Below are 15,608 nucleotides of genomic sequence, written 5' to 3'. Positions count from 1 at the left end.
ACGGTGGACCACCTCGCGCGGGCCCGTACGCTGCTGGCCCAGCACCCCGTCGTCGACGGCCACAACGACCTCCCCTGGGCGCTGCGCAAGCAGGTCCGCTACGACCTCGAACGCCGCGACGTCGGCCGGGACCAGACCGGCCATCTGCACACCGACATCCCCCGGCTACGGGCGGGCGGGGTGGGCGCGCAGTTCTGGTCCGTGTACGTGCGTACCGACATGGCGGGCGACGAGGCGGTCAGCGCCACCCTTGAGCAGATCGACTGCGTCGACCAGCTGATCGCGCGCTACCCCGGGGACCTGGCGGCGGCGCTGACGGCGGACGACATGGAGAAGGCGCGGGCGGAGGGCCGCATCGCCTCGCTCAAGGGCGCGGAGGGCGGCCACTCCATCAACAACTCCCTCGCCACGCTACGGGCGTTGTACGCGCTGGGCGTCCGCTACATGACGCTGACCCACAACGACAACACCGCCTGGGCGGACTCGGCGACGGACGCGCCGGGGGTGGGGGGCCTGTCCCCGTTCGGCCACGAGGTGGTCCGCGAGATGAACCGCCTCGGCATGCTCGTCGACCTCTCGCACGTGGCGGCGACGACGATGCGGGACGCGCTGTCGACGTCGTCGGCGCCCGTGATCTTCTCCCATTCCTCGGCGCGGGCGGTGTGCGACCACCCGCGCAACGTGGCCGACGACGTGCTGTCGCTCCTCCCCGGCAACGGGGGAGTGGCCATGGTGACCTTCGTACCGAAGTTCATCCTGCCTGCGGCGGTGGAGTGGACGGCGGCGGCGGACGAGAACCTGCGCGCGCACGGGCTGCACGCGTTGGACACCTCGCCCGAGGCGATGGCGCTGCACGCCGCCTTCGAGGCGGCGCACCCGCGTCCGGCCGCTTCCGTGGTGACGGTGGCGGACCACCTCGACCACATGCGCGCGGTCGCCGGGATCGACCACATCGGCATCGGCGGCGACTTCGACGGCACGGCGTTCACCCCGTCCGGCCTGGACGACGTCTCCGGCTACCCCAACCTGATCGCCGAGCTCCTCAGCCGCGGCTGGTCCGAGGGGGACCTGGCCAAGCTGACGTGGGGGAACGCGGTACGGGTGTTGCGGGACGCGGAGGCGGTGAGCCGGGAGGAGGCGGGGCGGCGGGGGGTGTCGAACGCGACGCTGGATTCCCTGGACGGTTGAGCCCCCACCCCGCCCCTTCCCTAAACCCTCCGGGGGTGGGTGGGGGCTGAGGTGGCCTCCCGGGGGCTCCGCCCCCGGCCCCCGTTGCGGGGCTGCGCCCCTGCACCCCGCTGGGGCTCCGCCCCCGCCCCCGCTTTCGGGGCTCCGCCCCGGACCCCGCTCCTCAAACTCCCCCAAGGACTTCGTCCAGGGGGGACCCCCAGGGGCTGAATTTGCCCGGGCCCCGCTCCTTGCACGCCGGAGGGGCCGGAGGTGCCTGCAGGGGCGCGGGGAACTGCGCGACCAGCCACAGCCGACCCGCAGACAAACCACGGGCCTACAGGGGCGCGGGGAACTGCGCGACCAGCCCCCACCCACCCGCAGACAAACACGGGGCCGGGGGCGAAGCCCCCGGGAGCCGAGCCGGGGTCCTCCCCCGAACGCCTCATCCGCCGAGACCTCCCGCCGCCGACGTGTGATCGTGGCCGTACTGCTGTCGCCGACGCCGAACCGGGAGACCGTCATGGCAGATCTGCAGGACGAGGCCGACGTCGCCACCGCCGCGATAGGCGCACCCGACCGCGCCACCCCCCGGAAACGCGGCTCCAAGCCCAAGCCCGGCCAACCAGCGCCGGAAGCCACGCCGGAGGCGGACGCGCCGGAAGCCACGCCGGAGGCCGACGCGCCGGAAGCCACGCCGGAGGCGGACGCGCCGGAAGCCACGCCGGAGGCGGAGGCCATCGCCCCCGGCGACACCCTCGACCCCGACGTGCGCACCCGCATCCACACCCTCCTCCGCGCCCACCCCGTCGCCGACGGCTACAACACCCTCGCCCAGGTGCTCGTGAACACCCCGTGGCACGACGTCGAGCTGGGGGAGAGTTCGCTGGACACCGACATCCCCCGGCTACGGCACGGCGGCGTCGGCGCGCAGTTCTGGTCGCTGATGGTCGCCGGCGACTGCCCCGACCCCGTCAGCGCCACCCTGGAACGCGTCGACCGGCTCCGTACGCTCGTGGACGCCTGCCCGGAGGGGCTGCGGCTCGCGCAGGCCATCGGGGACCTTGCCGACGCCCGCAACCACGGCCGTATCGCGTCCCTCTTCGGGCCGGTGGCCGCCCACGCGCTGGGCGACTCGCTGGGCACGGTCCGGGCCTACCACGCCCTCGGCGTACGCGCCGTCGCCCTCACCGCCACCGCGAGCTGGACCCGCGCGGGCCTGACGCGCTTCGGGCAGGAGGTCGTACGGGAGCTCAACCGGCTCGGCATGGCCATCGACCTGTCCGGCGCCGCCCCGGAGACCGTCCGCGAGACCCTCGGCGCCGCCAACGCCCCGCTGATCTTCACCCGCTCGGCCGCCCGCGCCCTCACCGACCACCCGCTCAACGTCACCGACGAGCTCCTCGGCGGGCTCCCCGAGAACGGGGGGGTTTGTCTGGTGAGCTTCAACCCCGCGCAGGTCGCGCGGTCCGGGCGGCCCGCCTGCACGCAGGACGTCGCCGACCACATCGAGTATCTGCGCGGCGTCGTCGGGCCGGACCACATCGGCCTCTCGGGCGGGTACGGCCTGATGCCGGACGCCCCGCGCACCGTCGGCCTGGAGGACGCCTCCTGCTACCCCGTACTGCTCGCCGAGCTGATCGGCCGCGGCTGGGACGACGCCGATCTCGCCGCGCTGACCTGGGGGAACTTCGCCCGGGTCATCCGTGACGTGGACTTCGCCGCCCGCGCGGCCCAACCCCGCCGAGGGCCCTCCACCGCCACCATCGAGGATCTCGACCCGAGCTAGCCCGCTACGCGCGCGGGCGGCCCATCGCCCGGAACGTCCAGCCCGCCTCGCGCCACTTCACCGAGTCCAGCGCGTTCCGCCCGTCCAGGACGATCCGGGCGCCGGCCACCTCGCCCAGCGCCGCCGGGTCCAGCTCGCGGAACTCGCGCCACTCGGTGAGGTGGAGCACCACGTCCGCGCCCCGGACCGCGTCAAGGGCGGTGTCCGCGTACCCCAGCGTCGGGAACAGGCGGCGGGCGTTGTCCATGCCCTTGGGGTCGTAGACGGTGACCTGGCCGCCCTGGAGGTGGATCTGCCCGGCCACGTTCAGGGCGGGCGAGTCGCGCACGTCGTCGGAGTCGGGCTTGAAGGTCGCGCCGAGCACGGCGACCCGCTTGCCCAGGAAGGACCCGCCGCCGAGCGCCTCCCGCGCCATCTCGACCATCTGGCCGCGGCGGCGCATGTTGATGGAGTCGATCTCGCGCAGGAAGGTGAGCGCCTGGTCGGCGCCGAGCTCACCGGCCCGGGCCATGAAGGCGCGGATGTCCTTCGGCAGACAGCCGCCGCCGAAGCCGATCCCGGCCCGCAGGAACTTCGAGCCGATCCGCTCGTCGTGCCCGATGGCCTCGGCGAGCTTCACGACGTCCCCGTCCGCGGCCTCGCACACCTCGGCCATGGCGTTGATGAACGAGATCTTGGTGGCCAGGAAGGAGTTGGCGGAGGTCTTCACCAGCTCGGCGGTCGGGAAGTCGGTCACCACGAACGGCGAGCCCTCGCCGACCGGCACCGCGTACACCTCGCGGAGCAGCTTCTCGGCCCGCTCGCTCTCCACACCGACCACGAGCCGGTCGGGGTGCAGGGTGTCGTTCACGGCGAAGCCCTCGCGCAGGAACTCGGGGTTCCAGGCCAGGTCCACGCCCTCGGGCAGCCCTGCGGCGAGCCGGGCGGCGGACCCGACCGGCACGGTCGACTTCCCGACCACCAGCGCGCCCGGGCGCAGATGCGGCGCCAGCGACGTGAAGGCGGCGTCGACGTACGACATGTCGCAGGCGTACTCGCCGTGCTTCTGCGGGGTGTTCACACAGACGAAGTGCACATCGCCGAAGGCGCCGACCTCCTCCCAGGAGGTGGTGAAGCGCAGCCGCCCGCTGGATCCCTCGATCCCGGCGACGTGCTTGCGGAGCAGGTCCTCAAGGCCCGGCTCGTACATCGGCACGCGCCCCTGCGCCAGCATCTCGATCTTCTCGGGGACGACGTCGAGGCCCAGCACCTCGAATCCCAGCTCCGCCATGGCCGCGGCGTGGGTGGCCCCGAGGTATCCGGTGCCGATCACAGTGATCTTGAGGGCCATGCGGTGCTCCTGGAAGGTACGGGCTTTGAGGGCGCTGCCCGAGCATAGTCGGGGGCGTACGGGCACCGTGATCCGCACTGATCCGAAGCGACGGCGGAGTAATCGGGCCTGTCGTCAAACTCACGTATGCCCCGGGGCGTACACCCCTCTAAAATTAAGGTTACTTAACGGTAGTTAGCGCCCTTGGGAGTGAGTCACCTTGGCCGGAACGGCTGATTTCGACCTGTACCGCCCGTCCGAAGAACACGACATGCTCCGCGACGCGATCCGCTCGCTCTCCGAGGCGAAGATCGCGCCGTTCGCGGCCGAGGTCGACGAGGAGGCCCGCTTCCCGCAGGAGGCGCTGGACGCCCTGGTCGCCAACGACCTGCACGCCGTGCACGTCCCCGAGGAGTACGGCGGCGCCGGCGCCGACGCGCTCGCCACCGTCATCGTGATCGAGGAGGTGGCCCGCGTCTGCGCGTCCTCCTCCCTCATCCCGGCCGTGAACAAGCTCGGCTCGCTCCCGGTGATCCTCTCCGGCTCCGAGGAGCTGAAGAAGAAGTACCTGGGCCCGCTGGCCAAGGGCGACGGGATGTTCTCGTACTGCCTCTCGGAGCCGGACGCGGGCTCGGACGCGGCCGGCATGAAGACCCGCGCGGTCCGCGACGGCGACTTCTGGGTCCTCAACGGCGTGAAGCGCTGGATCACCAACGCGGGCGTCTCCGACTACTACACGGTCATGGCCGTGACGGACCCGGAGAAGCGATCGAAGGGCATCTCCGCCTTCGTCGTCGAGAAGTCGGACCCGGGCGTCTCCTTCGGCGCCCCGGAGAAGAAGCTCGGCATCAAGGGCTCCCCGACCCGCGAGGTCTACCTCGACAACGTCCGCATCCCCGCCGACCGCATGATCGGCGCCGAGGGCACGGGCTTCGCCACGGCGATGAAGACCCTGGACCACACCCGCATCACCATCGCGGCCCAGGCCCTCGGCATCGCCCAGGGCGCCCTCGACTACGCCAAGGGCTACGTCAAGGAGCGCAAGCAGTTCGGCAAGGCGATCGCCGAATTCCAGGGCATCCAGTTCATGCTCGCCGACATGGCGATGAAGATCTCCGCGGCCCGCGCCCTCACCTACCAGGCCGCCGCGGCTTCGGAGCGCGGCGACGCGGACCTGACCTACCTGGGCGCGGCGGCGAAGTGCTTCGCCTCGGACGTCGCCATGGAGGCCACGACGGACGCCGTCCAGCTCCTCGGCGGCTACGGCTACACCCGCGACTACCCGGTCGAGCGCATGATGCGCGACGCCAAGATCACGCAGATCTACGAAGGCACGAACCAGGTCCAGCGCATCGTGATGGCGAGGAACCTGCCGTAGTAGGGTTTTCGCAGGTCAGCGACGGTTTCTGGCGGCTCCTGGGCCGTGATCGGCCTCCGGTCCGCTCAGGTCCGTCTCGGGCTGATCATGGGCGTCACGCTGGGGAGAACCTGGGCTGACGCCGGGCGGGTAACGGCCATGCGGAGCGGGCCCGTCGGGACGGCTTCCTCACCACCATTGCGGGCAAGGCTGGTGGAGAGCCGACCGACAGGGCCAGGCCGTCCTCGACGCCAGAACCGGCGGGGACGGCTAGCGCTCGCCGAGCGCCGTCCCCTGCCTTCGTACGTCCACAGGCCCCGAGGCCCTCGGGGGTAGACGCCTCAGCCCAATTGGGCTGGGGCGTTCCTGGTTCGCTTCGGTTCAGCTCACTGACGCGCGGGCGATCAGCGTTCCGATGTGGTCTTCCTCCGGGGCCTCAAGAACCTGCGCTTCTGCATCCTTGAACCCGGCCTTGAGCAGGAGGGATTCCCACTTCCGGGGCGTGTAGCTGTACCGGTAGGTGTACATGGCCTTCCCCGCGAACCCTCCCTTGTACATGCCCTGTGGGCCGTACGCACCGGGGATGGCCGGAGGGTGGGAGAACGTAAGCACGCCACCCGGATTCAACCGCTGGGCAATCAAAGGAAGCAGCTTGGCCGGATCGGTGAACCAGGCCGCCCCGAAGATCGAGTACACGGCGTCGTACGTCTCCGTTGTGCTGCTCAGGTGGTCCAGTACTTCGGCGCAGACGAACCGTGCTCCCAACGGGCCCCACCGTTCAGTGGTGTTCGCGACCATGACGGGCGAAAGGTCCACTCCCGTTGCCTTCACGCCCTTCTGCGCGAGGTAGGCGAGCGCTCGCCCCGTGCCGCAGCCGATTTCCAGCGCGGTTGCCGGATCTCCGAGCAGTTCGGGGCCAGGCCCGTGCCCGGCGTACTGCGTCCAGCAGAAGACCGGATCAGACGCGGACACCTTGCCTTTGGTGCTCTCCGCGAAGGTGTCCCAGAGTTCGCGTTCACTGTCGATGTCGTGTCGTGCGGGCAACGGGAGCTTCCTCTGTGTCGGGGCGGGCAAGAGGGTGCCCCCGCCCCTCGTGCGGAGTCTGGGGGCGAGGGCACTCTAGTCCCGTGTCAGTGGCTGTCGGGGACCTTGTTGTCACACGGTGAGCAGTCGGAGGCGTCCACCGCCCACAGCTCGTCGTCGACGTCGAACCCGTTCTTGCGCAGCAGTTCGGCCGTACGCATCACGGTGCCGTCCCGGCGGCGCTCGATCAGCGGGGCATGGTGCTTGGACCGCCCGTCGTTGTACTCCTCGCACAGGGCGAAGTAGAGCGGAGTGTCGAGGATGAGCTGATGGACGCCCAGGTCCACGGTCTTGCCGACGCCCATGTCCACACCGGGGCATTCCATGGCGGTGATCAGGTACGCGATGCCCTGGCCGAGGATGCGTTCGGCGAGGCTGGGAACCTCCACGCTGTCTCGGAGTAAGAGCGCCACTTCCCGCTCCCAGAGGTCGGCCACGTCCACGTCCGTGACCAGATGCGGGACACGTTCCTGCACCGCGTTGAGGATGATGCGCGGATCGCGGGTCCGCGTCTGGACCGCTGTGCTCATCGTGCGTCGCCTCCTACTGCTGTCGGAGTGGTGCACTGCACTTGCTGACCCGGTCGGCCGATCCCGCTTCACGGGGCGTGCGACCGACCGGGGACATGCCCCGCTCCCCGCTGGGGAGCCTCACTGGCCAGTGGGGAGCGGGAACTCATGGATGTGCCGCGGTGAGCTTCCCGGCTGCCGTCATGACCAAGAGACCAACGGCTGTACCCCACGTCAGCAGGGCCAAGACTCCGCCCCAGAACGCCCCGTCGCGGGCTGCAGCGGTCCGAAACGGCCCAGACCTTAAGCGAGTCGGGCCCGTATCCGTGTGGCACGGATACGGGCCCGACGCGTGTCCGGGGGAGTGCGCTCAGCCGTCGGTGCGGCGGCGGCGTGCCGCCAGGAGGGCGCCCGCGCCGACCGCCACGGCCGCGCCGCCCGCGAGGGCGAGCTTCGGGGTGGCGGAGGAGGAGCCGGTGGCGGCGAGGGTGCCGGTGGTGGGGTTCAGCGGGGTGCTGGACGTCGTGCCCTGCGGCTTGTTGTCCGGGGTGTTCGCCTTGCCCTTGCCGGGCTTGGCCGGGTCGACCTGGCCGGGCTTGGTGCCGGCCGCGAGGATCTCGAAGTCGTACTCGGCCAGGTCCGGCGAACCGCCGCACGAGCCGTCGGCGTTGCGGTAGTCACCCGCGACGAACGCGATGCCCGGGCCCGCCGGGGCCTTGGCGTCGATCTTGAGGCGGAGCTTGAGGTCGACGTGGCGGCCGTTGCCCAGCTTGTTGATGACGCCCGCGCGGTGCAGCGCGTCGACGTCCTTCCAGCCGCCCGAGGCGGCCGTGGACCACTGGAGGTGCAGCAGGTCGTCGGTGACCTTGTAGCCGCTCTTGTCGGTCGCGTGGAGGTACGTGAACGGCCAGACCTTGTCGAGGGTCCGGCCCGTGTCGTTGGCGACCCGGAGCGAGAAGTCGGTGGTCGTACCGGCGACGATCTTCGACGGCAGGCCGGTCGCGACCGTGGTGAGCTTCGCGTCGTAGTCGCAGGGCGGGTTCTCGGCCGCCTTCTTCGCGTCCGCGAGCGCCTCGTCGGCCGCCTCCTTGGCCGTGCGCGTGGTCCGCACCGCCTCCGAGGCCGTGTTGAGCGCCTTGAACGCGGCGACCTCCGCGTCCTTCGCCTCCTTGGTGGCCGCCTTGGACTTCTCCACGGCGGTCCTCTCGACGCCGGCCGCCTTCTCGGCTTCCTTCTTGGCGTCCTCGACCGCCTGCTGGGCCGCGGCGCGGTCCTCCGCCTTGGTGTCGGCGGGCAGCTTGTCCAGGATGAACTGCGCGTCCGAGAGGGCCTTGTCGGCGACGGCCTTCGCGGCGGTCGCGGCGCCCGCCTCCTTGTCGGCGGCCTTGGCCTTCACATGGAGCGGCGAGCTCTCGGAGGTCGCCGCGACCACGGCCTGCTTGGCGGTCTCCTCGGCGGCGAGGGCGTCCTCGTACGCCTTCTTCGCCGCGGCGGCCGCCTTCTCCAGCTCCTCGATGGTCGGCTTCTTCTTCTGCGTCTGCGACGGCGGCTGCGCGTCGGCGAACGCCGACCCGGCCGACAGCATCACGACGGGCGCGGTGACAGCGGCGGCGACGGCCGTCGCCAGAACACGGCGAATCTTCACTGGAGCCCTTTTCTGGGTTCGAGAGAATGCATGGGTACGCGTGATCGTATGACCGCGACCAGGGCCGCCCATAGGGCTTTCTTTACGCCAAAAGCCCCGCCCTGGCCGCCGAACGGGCGGGCAAAGCGGGGCAAGGGCGGGCAGTTGTGCAGAGCCCTGTGATTTCTCTGTGAGTCTTGTCGCGCCCGGAGCACTCCGAGCAGCGATCGGCACACTCTGACAGGGCGTCAGCGCGACGAAGTCACCGTGACCTTCTGGTCGTTGTTCAGCTCGTTCACCAGCTGCTTGACCTTCGTGGTGTCCCACATCAGGGACGACTGCGGGCCGTTGCCGGAGATCGGCATGTTCATCGACGTGCCGCCACCGCTGGTGACGCCCTTCATCGCCCAGAACATCTCGCCCAGGTCGAACAGGCCCATGTCCTTGTCGACGACCAGCGTGTCCAGGCCCGCGCCCATCACCGGGTACAGCTTGAACGGGTTGAGCACGGTCGACGGTGTCGCGGTCTGGGCGGCCAGCGCCGACAGGAAGCGCTGCTGGTTCTTGGTGCGCTCCAGGTCGCCGGCCGCGTACCCGTGGCGGTTGCGGACGAAGGCCAGGGCCTGCTGGCCGTCGAGGGTCTGCTTGCCCTTCTTGAAGTCGGCGCCCGAGTCCCTGTCCTTGATGTCCTGCGGGATGTCGATCTCCACGCCGCCGACCGCGTCCACGATGTTCGCGAAGCCCGCGAAGCCGATCTCGGCGTAGTGGTCGATGTGCAGCCCGGTGTTGGCCTCGATCGTGCGCACGAGCAGCTCGGGGCCGTCCATCGCGTACGCCGCGTTCAGCTTGTTGTGGCCCTTGGCCGGGAACAGCTTGCCGGACTGGGAGCCCTTGAAGCTGGGGATCTGCACCCACGAGTCGCGCGGCAGCGAGATCATCGTGTTCCCGTTGTCACCGGTGTGCAGGATCATCATCGAGTCGGTCCGCTTGCCCTCGGCGGAGCCGGTGTGCAGCTTCTTCTTGTCGTCCTTGGAGAGCCCGTCGCGGGAGTCCGAACCGACGATGAGGTAGTTCGTGCCCTTGCCGTCGCCGGGGCGGTCGATGACCTTCGACAGGTCCACCTCGCGGCGCACCTTGCCGTCGGCCCAGAAGTACGTGCCGACGGACACGCCGACCACGGCGACCACCAGGACCGCCGAGCCGATCATGATGCGGCGCCGCCAGTTCGCACGCGGCCTGGCGGGGGAGGCCGCCGCGCCCGGGCCGCCGCCCGGTCCGCCGGGACCGCGGCCGCCGGGCCCGTCGGGGCCGCGCCCGGCCGGGGATCCGTAGACCTGGCCGTCGCTGTAGCCGCTGTCGTACTGGCCGGGTGCGGGTACACCGTTGCCGTACTGCTGCTGTCCGTAGCCCTGCCCGTCGTCGTACGAGGGCTGCTGCGGCGGGACCGGGCGCTGCGGGCGCACGGGCGCGGAGCCCACGGGCCGCTGCACGTGTCGCATCACGCGCGGGCCGTCCGGCTGCGCGGCGGAGCTGCCGCGGCCGTAGCGCTCACCGCGGTCGTCGTCGGACCATCCGTCGTTCATGCCGTCAAGCATGCACGGGTCCCCCGCGTGTCTGACAGGCCGGGTGGGGATCTGGGTCCGGGCTGTTGCACAGCTGATGCAATGTACGTGCGATGAGCGCACGGGCGGCCGCGCATAAGCTGGGCGGTATGACTGATCTTCCGGGCAAGCCGACCTCGGCGTCCCGTACCACCCTGAGCCACATCATGACCGCCCATGACACGAACCTTCTGGGTACGGTCCACGGCGGCGTGATCATGAAGCTGGTGGACGACGCGGCGGGGGCGGTCGCCGGACGCCACTCCGGTGGCCCGGCGGTCACGGCGTCCATGGACGAGATGGCGTTCCTGATGCCGGTCAGGGTCGGGGACCTGGTCCATGTGAAGGCCCAGGTCAACTGGACCGGCCGGTCCTCGATGGAGGTCGGCGTACGGGTCCTGGCCGAGCGCTGGAACGAGTCCACCCCCGCTCAGCAGGTCGGCTCGGCGTACCTGGTCTTCGCCGCGGTCGACGCGGACGGCAAGCCGCGCGCGGTGCCGCCGGTGCTCCCGGAGACGGAGCGCGACGAGCGCCGCTACCAGGAGGCCCAGATCCGCCGCACCCACCGCCTGGCCCGGCGGCGCGCGATCGTGGAGCTCCGGGAGAAGCGGTCGGCGGAGGGCCTGGACGACTAGGCGTACGGGCCGCGCCGTACGGGCCGCGCCGTACGGGCCGCGCCGTACGGGCCGCGCCCTACGGGCACACCACCTCGTCCCCCCTCACCGTTTCGAACTCGCCCGCCCCCGACGCCTCCGCCCGTACCCGCGTCACCGCCTTGAAGTCCGTGCCCGCCGTCACCTTCAGGGTGGGGCCCAGGCCCTTGACCGGGCGGAGCTCGGCGCCGGGCAGGGCCGCCGCCAGGGACTTCGCCGAGCGGTCCCAGCGCGGGTCGTACTCGACGAGGGTGCGGTGGAGGTCCCCGGTGGAGCCCGCCATCGGGTTGCCCGTGGTGCGGAAGCCCGTGGCGCGCAGGGCGTCGTCCACGCGGCGGCCGAGACCGTCCTTGCGGGTGCCGTTGTAGACCTGGACCCGGATCCGGTCCGGCGCCACCTCGACCATCGCCCCGGGCGGCTTCCCCTTGCCGTCCTGCTGCGCGCGCGCCCCGCGCCCCGCCAGCGGCCGGTCCTCGCGCAGCTCCGCGAAGAGCTTCCCCGACTTCTCCGGGTCCCACTTCACCGTCGAGCCGATCCCCTTCACCGGGAAGGTCATCTGCCCGATCGGCACGGTCGTGAACTCCGACGACGCCGGGGAGAAGCCCCGCATCGTCCGGCCCAGCGAGAGGATCTCCTCCGCGTCGAAGCCCTGGTCCGCGCGGACCGACGACAGCAGCGTCGAGGCGACCTCGCGGAAGCGCACCGGGTTCATCAGCATGCCCGACCCCGTCGCCTTGTGGATCAGGGCCGCCATGAACCGCTGCTGGCGCTGCATCCGGCCGAGGTCCGCCGACCCGTCGGTGTGCCGGGAGCGTACGTACTGGAGCGCCTGCCCGCCGTCGAGCTCGTGCGTGCCCGCCGTGAGGTCGAGACCGGTGTACGAGTCCTTCATCGGCCGGGCCGTGCAGATCTGCACCCCGCCGAGCACGTCCACGGTCTTCATGAAGCTGGTGAAGTCGACCTCCAGATAGTGGTCCATCTTGAGGCCGGTCATGTGCTCCACCGTGCGCACGGTCAGCGCGGGCCCGCCCTCCGCGTACGCCGCGTTGATCTTCACGGGGTGCTGGTTGTGGTGCGCGCCGGTGTTCTGGTCGGTGTGCTCGGGGATCTCCGCGTAACTGTCGCGCGGGATGCTCACCATGCTCGCCCGGCTCCGGTCCGCCGACACGTGCACGATCATCATCGTGTCGGTGCAGTGGCAGGGCGCCCCGCCCAGGCGGTACTTCTCCTTCTCCTCCGGCGTGACCGTGTCCCGGCCGTCCGTGCCGACGAGCAGGATGTTGGTGCCGTGCCCCGCCTGCGGCCGGTTCTTCATGTCCTTGAACGGGTCCACCCGCCCGAGCCCGCCGTCCAGACTGGTCACCACGGCGTGGCCGACCCCGCCCGCGCCGAGCACGAGGACCGAGAGGGTCGTCACCATCCGCATGCCCCAGCGGGGCCGCTCGTCCTGCTGTCTGCTGCGGGGCGGGTCGGTACGGGGGGTACGGGGGGTACGGGGGGAGCGGGGGGAGCGCGAGGGGGGCGGCGTGGGCACGGGGACCTCCGCGGGCGAAAGGGGGATAGTGAGCACGGTAGGCCCATACGATCTGCGACAACCGGCGCCGCCCCGGCCGGGCGCAACGCTGTCCCCCGTTCGCGGTAACGTGAACCACGATGAACGCCACGCACCCCGCTGTTTCCGTGATCATGCCGGTCCTCAATGAGGAGCGGCATCTGCGCAACTCGGTCCGCCACATCCTGGAACAGGAGTACGACGGCGAGATGGAGGTGGTGATCGCGCTCGGCCCGTCCACGGACCGCACGAACGAGATCGCCGCCGAGCTCGTACGGGAGACTGCTTCTCATGAACGAGCCAGGGTCCACACCGTCCCCAATCCCACCGGGCGCACGCCCGCTGCCCTGAACGCGGCCATCAAGGCCTCCCGTCACCCGATCGTGGTGCGGGTCGACGGCCACGGCATGCTCTCCCCGAACTACATCGCCACCGCCGTCCGCCTCCTGGAGGAGACCGGCGCGCAGAACGTCGGCGGCATCATGCACGCCGAGGGCGAGAACGCCTGGGAGGACGCGGTCGCGGCCGCCATGACGTCGAAGATCGGCGTCGGCAACGCGGCCTTCCACACCGGCGGCGCGGCGGGCCCGGCCGAGACGGTGTACCTGGGCGTCTTCCGGCGCGAGGCCCTGGAGCAACAGGGCGGCTACAACGAGGAGTTCATCCGCGCCCAGGACTGGGAGCTGAACTTCCGCATACGCGAGGCCGGGGGCCTCATCTGGTTCTCGCCCGAGCTGAGGGTCCAGTACCGCCCGCGCCCGAGCGTGCGCGCCCTGGCCAAGCAGTACAAGGACTACGGCCGCTGGCGCCACGTCGTCGCCCGCTACCACGAGGGCTCCATCAACCTGCGCTACCTCGCCCCGCCGACCGCCGTCTGCGCGATCGCGGCGGGCGTCGTGGTGGGCGCGGCGCTCACCCCGGTGGGCTTCGTGATCCCGGCCGGCTATCTCGCCGCGATCGCGGCGGGCTCGCTCCCGGCGGGCAAGGGCCTGCCGCTCAGGGCCCGTCTGCAGATCCCGGTGGCGCTCGCCACCATGCACATGTCCTGGGGCTACGGCTTCCTGACCAGCCCGAAGGCGCTCGCCAAGAAGGTCATCGCGAGCCGCCGCCCGGCGGTCAAGCTCTGACCTCGCGTACGTAATACGTACGAAAGGGGGCGCCCGGTGCTTCACAGCACCGGGCGCCCCCTTTCGCGTACGCGGAACCCGCGCCTACCAGCGGTAGGGCCAGTACACGTCCATGCAGTCCGACTTGCTCGCGCCGTTCACGTTCTCCGTGTCCTTCAGCGGGTCGCTGTTCTCGGCGGCCTTCTTCGGGTACGTGGCGCCGGTGCGCCAGTCGGCGCCGACCGTCAGGGTCAGCGTGGAGACGTCGGCGGACACCTTCACCGCGCTGGACGGCAGCTCCATCGCGGTGGCCACCGACAGCGCGTCGGCCTTGCCCTGTGCGCCCGCGCTCTTGGGGTACGTGAGCGTGGTGACCGCGGCCGAGCCCCGGGTGTCGGAGGCCTTCGCCTTGTAGAAGCCCTTGTTCTTCAGGGTGTCGGTGACCGTGGACGCCCGCTTCTGGGTGGGCGCCGCGCCGTTGACGCCGGTGCCGTTGACGACGCTGAGCGCGAGCGAGCCGGCCGGGGTGGCCGCCGGGCCCTTGCTCTCCTGCTTGGCCGGGCCGTCGTCCTTCTTGTCGAGCGGCTTGTCGTCGCGCAGCATCGACCACAGCGCGTCGGCCGCGCCGGGCTGCGGCAGGACGTGGTCCTTGTCCTTGGGGTCCTGGATCCGGGGCATGGTCAGCATGTTCAGCCGGTCCATCGGCACGCTCTTGAGCTCCATGCCGAGGTCGTAGAGCTTCTTGACCGTGCCGAGCTCCCGGGAGACCTGGAGCGACTTGGTGGCCGTCTCGGCCAGGTTCATGATGCGCCCGGTGTTGGTGAAAGCATTCTGCTTCTTCAGCTCGCGCATCACCGAGTTGAGGTACATGTGCTGGGCCTTGGACCGGCCAAGGTCGCTCTCGAAGGCGTGCCGGGTGCGCAGCCACTGGAGCGCCTGCTCGCCCTTGACCTTGTGCGTGCCCGCGGTGAGCCGCAGGTGCGAGCCGCCGGACACCTTGGGCTTGGGCCCGTCGTACACGTTCTGCTTGACGCACACGTCGGCGCCGCCGACCGCGTCGGCCATCGCCACCACGCCCGCGAAGTCGACCATCATCCAGTGGTCGATGTAGACGCCGGTGAGCTTCTCCCAGGTGTCCAGGACACAGCCCGCGCCGCCCCGGGCCAGCGCCTCGTTGATGAGGGTGTTGGTGGCCGGCATCGTCTTCGTGGTCTGCGGGTTCACACACGCCGGGATGTCGACGCGGGTGTCGCGCGGAATGGAGACCACCGAGGCGCTCTTGCGGTCCGCGGAGACGTGCATCAGCATCTGCACATCGGCCAGCGGCGGGTTGTCGGCGCTGGCCTTGGCGCCGCCGAGCTTGACGTTCTCGGCGCCCTTGCGGCTGTCGGACCCGATCAGCAGGACGTTGAGCGGGGTCTGGCCGTCGGCGTTGGCCTCGGTCTTCTTGGCGTTGGAGCCGCCCGCGCTGCGGTCGCCCTTGCGGATGTTGCCGTTGAGGTGCTGGTAGTACAGATATCCGGCGCCGGCCGTCCCGAGTATGAGGAGCGCGAGCGTCGAGGCGACCCAGCGCAGTATGCGTCTTTTGCCCTTCTTCTTCACTCGTTTACGCGGACCGCCGCGCCGGTGCCCGCTGCCGTCGGCGGCCGTGCCCTTCTCGGGCGCGCCCTTGCCGTCGTCCGGCCCGTCGCCGGAAGAGCGCGGGGCGGGCGGCTTGTCGCCGCCCCCCTCCTGGCCGTAGAGAGACTCGTCCCAGCCGAGCTGATCGGCGTTTTGGACGCGCCGCGGCCGCGTTCCCTCCCCGCGCACGCTGTTCTGCCCCACCCCAATACCCCCTGTCTCAGGTGGTCCCCACGCC

At 70.8% G+C, this 15,608-nt stretch carries 12 protein-coding genes; 5 read left to right on the top strand and 7 right to left on the bottom strand.

All coding sequences use genetic code 11. The features are described from left to right. Nucleotides 1-3 precede the first annotated feature (3 nt). Both ACZ499_RS35325 and ACZ499_RS35320 read left to right on the top strand, forming a co-directional pair. Nucleotides 4-1,188, top strand: coding sequence for a dipeptidase (locus ACZ499_RS35325; RefSeq protein WP_468680718.1), 1,185 nt, complete (start codon nt 4-6; stop codon nt 1,186-1,188). A gap of 502 nt (nt 1,189-1,690) precedes the next feature. Continuing rightward, complete coding sequence (locus ACZ499_RS35320) at nt 1,691-2,956, top strand: dipeptidase (RefSeq protein WP_468680684.1); 1,266 nt, start codon at nt 1,691-1,693, stop codon at nt 2,954-2,956. Nucleotides 2,957-2,960: 4 nt separating this feature from the next. Here the strand turns inward: ACZ499_RS35320 and ACZ499_RS35315 are convergent, their stop codons facing one another. Beyond that, on the bottom strand, nt 2,961-4,286 hold the full coding sequence (locus tag ACZ499_RS35315; RefSeq protein WP_468680681.1) for a UDP-glucose dehydrogenase family protein: 1,326 nt from the start codon (nt 4,284-4,286) through the stop codon (nt 2,961-2,963). Nucleotides 4,287-4,485: 199 nt separating this feature from the next. On the opposite strand from ACZ499_RS35315, the gene ACZ499_RS35310 reads away from it, so the two are divergent. Further along, a complete protein-coding gene (locus tag ACZ499_RS35310; RefSeq protein ID WP_385549065.1) occupies nt 4,486-5,643 on the top strand; it encodes an acyl-CoA dehydrogenase family protein in 1,158 nt (385 codons plus the stop codon). Nucleotides 5,644-6,003: 360 nt separating this feature from the next. Here the strand turns inward: ACZ499_RS35310 and ACZ499_RS35305 are convergent, their stop codons facing one another. From ACZ499_RS35305 to ACZ499_RS35290, 4 genes are all read right to left on the bottom strand, one after another. Next, complete coding sequence (locus tag ACZ499_RS35305) at nt 6,004-6,666, bottom strand: class I SAM-dependent methyltransferase (RefSeq protein WP_468680678.1); 663 nt, start codon at nt 6,664-6,666, stop codon at nt 6,004-6,006. A gap of 86 nt (nt 6,667-6,752) precedes the next feature. Beyond that, the gene (locus tag ACZ499_RS35300; RefSeq protein ID WP_468680677.1) at nt 6,753-7,235 is read right to left on the bottom strand and encodes a hypothetical protein; all 483 of its coding nucleotides are present in this window, start codon (nt 7,233-7,235) and stop codon (nt 6,753-6,755) included. A 349-nt stretch (nt 7,236-7,584) separates the two neighbouring features. Further along, complete coding sequence (locus ACZ499_RS35295) at nt 7,585-8,859, bottom strand: LAETG motif-containing sortase-dependent surface protein (RefSeq protein ID WP_468680675.1); 1,275 nt, start codon at nt 8,857-8,859, stop codon at nt 7,585-7,587. Between the two features lie 227 nt (nt 8,860-9,086). Next, the gene (locus ACZ499_RS35290; RefSeq protein WP_468680674.1) at nt 9,087-10,421 is read right to left on the bottom strand and encodes an LCP family protein; all 1,335 of its coding nucleotides are present in this window, start codon (nt 10,419-10,421) and stop codon (nt 9,087-9,089) included. Nucleotides 10,422-10,549: 128 nt separating this feature from the next. Here ACZ499_RS35290 and ACZ499_RS35285 point away from each other — a divergent pair, with 128 nt between their 5' ends. Then, nucleotides 10,550-11,074: an acyl-CoA thioesterase gene (locus tag ACZ499_RS35285; protein ID WP_385549046.1), complete on the top strand. Its 525-nt coding sequence runs from the start codon at nt 10,550-10,552 to the stop codon at nt 11,072-11,074. A 58-nt stretch (nt 11,075-11,132) separates the two neighbouring features. Here the strand turns inward: ACZ499_RS35285 and ACZ499_RS35280 are convergent, their stop codons facing one another. After that, nucleotides 11,133-12,626: an LCP family protein gene (locus ACZ499_RS35280; RefSeq protein WP_468680672.1), complete on the bottom strand. Its 1,494-nt coding sequence runs from the start codon at nt 12,624-12,626 to the stop codon at nt 11,133-11,135. Between the two features lie 119 nt (nt 12,627-12,745). On the opposite strand from ACZ499_RS35280, the gene ACZ499_RS35275 reads away from it, so the two are divergent. After that, on the top strand, nt 12,746-13,771 hold the full coding sequence (locus ACZ499_RS35275) for a glycosyltransferase family 2 protein (RefSeq protein WP_468680670.1): 1,026 nt from the start codon (nt 12,746-12,748) through the stop codon (nt 13,769-13,771). 84 nt (nt 13,772-13,855) lie between these two features. Here the strand turns inward: ACZ499_RS35275 and ACZ499_RS35270 are convergent, their stop codons facing one another. After that, nucleotides 13,856-15,574, bottom strand: a complete 1,719-nt coding sequence (locus tag ACZ499_RS35270; protein ID WP_468680669.1) for an LCP family protein — start codon at nt 15,572-15,574, stop codon at nt 13,856-13,858. Nucleotides 15,575-15,608 lie beyond the last annotated feature (34 nt).

Source organism: Streptomyces sp. NPDC031265, assembly GCF_055570295.1.
Note: the sequence above shows the minus strand (reverse complement) of the source record. Positions and strands in the feature narration are given on the sequence as shown.